This window comes from uncultured Roseobacter sp., from assembly GCF_947491795.1.
Taxonomy (GTDB): Bacteria; Pseudomonadota; Alphaproteobacteria; order Rhodobacterales; family Rhodobacteraceae; genus Roseobacter.
The window spans coordinates 1-1,587 of sequence record NZ_CANLKW010000025.1 but is presented as its reverse complement, the minus strand read 5'-3'; the positions used below and the strand labels follow the sequence as shown (position 1 = coordinate 1,587).

Genomic DNA, 1,587 nt, shown 5'->3' with positions numbered 1-1,587 from the left:
AGGCAGCAGATTGACAACGGTCTATCAGCGACAAAGCCTGGTTCTCTGATGAAGACCACACTGTTCCGGCAGCTCGGGCATCTGCCCAACGCCTCCGCGTGTCCGGAAGAGCCGGAATACGCCGGTGTGTGGAGCTGACGGCGGGGCCTGCCGTCCGGCACTCCGGGAACCCCGCAAAACGCTGCGGGATCCCCCCCGCGCTGCGGCAGGCAGATTATCACCGTGTCACGTCAGCAGCCTGCGCATCTGAAGCTGCACTGCATGTGTCAACGTATGGCAGCGTTCAGTTTGGTACATAACATCCGGACACAAGGAACCGGTCGCAAGCCATGTACCCCGGTCACCCGCATAACCGGAGGATTCAACCGAACATCCGTCGGACCAGGAGACTCAAAGCCTCGTTCTTCTGACCATCGGTCTGATCTTTACTTGCTATGATAACTGTTGCATTTGCGCTGAACTGCATGATGCCTGCGGCAACATCATTGGACCAGATAAACGCCCCGCGTTTTACAGGCATGCCACTTACCTTCCACATTCGGAATGCGCGCTTTTCAAGTTCGCGGATACTTAAACCCCGCAAACGCATGCGCATGTCGATCATTTCGTCATCCGTAAACCGCATGCGTTTGTTCAGGGCTGAACGGTTGAGCCAAATGGCAAACATCAGCGGAGTTCCCGGGACCTGCTCAGGCTCGCCCTTTACCCGGTTCCGGCGCATCTCCAGCGCTTCCTGAAGCAGAACTGCAGTAATCAGTTGTTTCGCCTTTTGCGCAGTGCCGATGTCCTCACGGATCACTGGTCCGTCGATTGTCACCCCGGATGATCTGTCTATGATCACGTCATCGGGGTGCGGTAATATTTCCGGCTCCGGAAGGCCTTTTTCGCGCGCAGCAAGAACTTCAGCACTCCGTGTGTTTTTGTAGCTTGTCCAGCCACGTATTTCCTCTTCGCGCAGGCTGTATTTTTTTTCCTCAACCTGCATGAACAGATCGATCATCTGTTTGGTCGCATGCGAACCACCTTTCAATGCCAGTTGCGCGAGGTTTTCCAGAACGGCCTCGAGAACAGTAATCTCTTTTGTTGCGCGGTCTCTGCGCACAGTAACCTTGCGGCCTGACACCGAGTCAATGGCGGCATCCAGTTCGGTAAATGTGGTCTCCTCCTGGACAGGCGACAGCTTCTGAGCCTTTGTCCGGCGGGGCATCAGGTTGCATTCCTGCGAGCCGTCAGATCTGAGAATGTACTGCCATCGGGCACCAATGATGCCGCTCGGCCAGCATGCGCTTCAAAACGCCGGATGATTGTATCGCAGTACAGTGGGTCGTACTCTAACAGGCAGGACCGCCGCCCGCATTGATCTGCCGCAATCAATGTGCTGCCAGATCCGCCGAACAGATCGAGTACAAGATCACCCCGGCGGCTGCAGTCCTGGATTGCATCGCGGATCAGCGCTGCCGGCTTAACGGTAGGGTGCATTGCGAGGTCGGAATCCCGTGAATGTCCAAGCGCATTGGCACCGGCATAGTCCCAGACATTGGTGCGATAGCGACCGGTCTCGCCCAAACCAAAGCTGTTGGTATGCGC

The 1,587-nt window shown here is 56.4% G+C and carries 2 protein-coding genes; both read right to left on the bottom strand.

Annotated features, from left to right (window positions below):
• Positions 1-361 precede the first annotated feature (361 nt).
• Positions 362-1,207: a DUF5681 domain-containing protein gene (locus Q1A34_RS21900; protein ID WP_300039636.1), complete on the bottom strand. Its 846-nt coding sequence runs from the start codon at positions 1,205-1,207 to the stop codon at positions 362-364.
• Positions 1,207-1,587 (bottom strand): site-specific DNA-methyltransferase (locus Q1A34_RS21895; protein ID WP_300039634.1); only part of this gene is annotated, 381 nt, incomplete at its 5' end. The genes Q1A34_RS21900 and Q1A34_RS21895, both read right to left, overlap by 1 nt.

Excerpts from the sequence above, each read along its gene's own strand:
- Q1A34_RS21900 (WP_300039636.1), bottom strand. The coding sequence starts at position 1,207 with ATGCCCCGCCGGACAAAGGCTCAGAAGCTGTCGCCTGTCCAGGAGGAG.